We start from the raw sequence: 1,426 nt of genomic DNA on the forward strand, positions 1-1,426 counted from the left end.
TGCTCCAGTTTTTGCTGCCGGTCTTTAACATCCCAGAACCCCTGCTGTCCCATAGCATTCATACGTCAACAAACCAACCTTATGATCTCATATTGAGATCGCTCTGGCTATTTTTCGAGGTGCCCTCTAGTCTCCTTCTGCTAGGAGTAGCTTTGCCTGGCCTAGCCCAGCAACGGAGATTAGTTGAAGAAGGTTGCCGCCAGGGCTCATGTTGGGCTACTTATTTCTTAGACAAGCGGCTTATTCATCAAAATCAGCTTGGTGGTCAAAATAGTAAGCTTTATGAGGTAAGTCTGGAGGTAAGTTCTGACTAAGATGGCACTAAAAGCCGCACTCAATGGGTATATTGCTCATTAGACAAACCCTTTGTCGCTTTTGATTTTCCTGAAGAGGATAATGTGTTTGTTTATTTTCACTATCTTAGTCCTGCGAATTCATTAGAAATCGGTGGCTATAATTCAGGTAGTTACAGCCTCTATTGGGCAGTATGCCATGATCGCTTCAATGTTGATCCATTTGCTTTGACTTCGATTGCTAGGCAGATAGGTTATAGCGAAAGCATGACTAATTATCAAGTAGAATTGCCTAGAGTCTTTTTTGAGTCAGTTATAGATGGTCAGTGATTGAATTGGTTACTTTAAGCGCATCAAGGGACTGAAATCAAATTATGACCATTTAAATCAATGACCAAGTGGTCTTTCCACACTGAATTTGACTTAGAAGAATTTATCTGGGCCAATTTAGAGCCATTATTCAACCTCAAGCCCCTCGCTCGCCAGTACGTCATCCAAGGCCAGATCTGTGACATCCTGGCCATTACCCTAGAACAGCAGCTTATCGTCCTCGAACTGAAGAACGTAGAGGATCGCTATGTGGTGCAGCAACTCACCCGCTACTACGCCAGCCTGCGCCAGATTCAGCCCTTTGCCGAACAAGTAGACTACAGCCTGCCCATCCATCTGATAGCGATCGCCCCCACATTTCACACCCACAACCACATTGACCGGGAGTATCACCGTCTCGACTTTGAGTTCTACCAATTCAGCATTGCTGAGGATGGCGATCGCTTCAGATTCCAGCTTGCCAATGCCGACTCAGCAGCAGAGACAGCAGTTGAGGTGGATCCTAAATTTCATCCTTTCCTGCGGTCTACCGAGGGAGACTTAGAGGGTGTTTGAAAAGTCCGATGGGGTCAAAAATCATGCTAATCGCCTGACCATGATCCGTATCATGGCAAGGTAGATGAGGGTTTCTGACGTTTCCGGCAGCCGTTCGTAGTCTCGCACCAAGCGTTGGCATCCCATCAACCATCCGAAGGTACGCTCGACGACCCAGCGTTTCTTCAGCAGGACAAATCCTTTGGTCTGCTGCGGTCGTAAGACGACCTCGACGATCCAGCGACAGGTATCCATCACCCACATCATGA

Annotated in this window: 3 protein-coding genes; 2 read left to right on the plus strand and 1 reads right to left on the minus strand. The window is 46.9% G+C overall.

What is annotated here, in order from left to right; all coding sequences use genetic code 11:
* Both VB780_RS14195 and VB780_RS14200 read left to right on the plus strand, forming a co-directional pair.
* A partial coding sequence (locus tag VB780_RS14195) for a hypothetical protein (RefSeq protein WP_323351815.1) occupies window positions 1-314 on the plus strand: 314 nt, incomplete at its 5' end.
* A gap of 369 nt (window positions 315-683) precedes the next feature.
* Window positions 684-1,178 carry an endonuclease NucS domain-containing protein gene (locus tag VB780_RS14200; RefSeq protein WP_323351816.1) on the plus strand — a complete coding sequence of 165 codons (495 nt, stop codon included), beginning with the start codon at window positions 684-686 and terminating at the stop codon, window positions 1,176-1,178.
* 21 nt (window positions 1,179-1,199) lie between these two features.
* On the opposite strand, the gene VB780_RS14205 is transcribed toward VB780_RS14200, so the two are convergent.
* Window positions 1,200-1,426: transposase (locus tag VB780_RS14205; protein ID WP_323351817.1), on the minus strand; the 227-nt coding region annotated here is incomplete at its 5' end.

It is taken from the genome of Leptolyngbya sp. CCNP1308 (genome assembly GCF_034932455.1).
GTDB lineage: Bacteria > Cyanobacteriota > Cyanobacteriia > Phormidesmidales > Phormidesmidaceae > Nodosilinea.